At 50.2% G+C, this 516-nt stretch carries 1 protein-coding gene and 1 pseudogene; one reads left to right on the top strand and one right to left on the bottom strand.

Annotated elements, in window-relative coordinates:
- Positions 1–204 (top strand): annotated as a pseudogene (locus JQ46_RS11045) (IS256 family transposase); the annotation flags it as partial.
- Between the two features lie 63 nt (positions 205–267).
- Here the strand turns inward: JQ46_RS11045 and JQ46_RS06390 are convergent.
- The coding region (locus tag JQ46_RS06390) for an IS3 family transposase (RefSeq protein WP_034986410.1) at positions 268–516 on the bottom strand (249 nt) is incomplete at its 5' end.

The following is a 516-nucleotide window of genomic DNA, read 5'->3' as shown; positions in this document are numbered from 1 at the left end:
CTACATACAGAAGTCCCTGACGATCCGGTCAAGATCGCCAGGGACCAGCGATGGGGTCAAGACGCACTTTCCACAGCAACAAACTTGATCACCCACGACACCACAGCCACTACCAATGACATCGGTGCACCAGCAGAATACGACACCGCCATCGACACCAGCTACCAACACAACCTCGGCATCCAAAAAGGCTGGGTCAAATAACCACGACACACCCGGGAAAGACACACATTTGGGGATGCGGACGTTTTTTAGACAGTTTCAATCTCACGCTACATTGACTTTTCGGTATTCGGCAATGCTCAAACCATCGAGGCTGATCTTGATTCGGTAATCGTTGTAGAACTCAATGTATGTCGCGATTGCTTCTTTGAGTTCTTGGGGGTTCTGCCAGGTTCTGCCGTAGTACATTTCGTTTTTCATTCGGCCGAAGAACCCCTCGCATGCTGCATTGTCGGGGCTACAACCTTTCTTCGACATCGAGCGAAGTATTCCGAACTTCTCGGTCATACTTCG

This window comes from Corynebacterium jeikeium (genome assembly GCF_000738175.1).
GTDB lineage: Bacteria > Actinomycetota > Actinomycetes > Mycobacteriales > Mycobacteriaceae > Corynebacterium > Corynebacterium jeikeium_C.
This window is presented reverse-complemented; position numbering and strand designations above follow the sequence as displayed.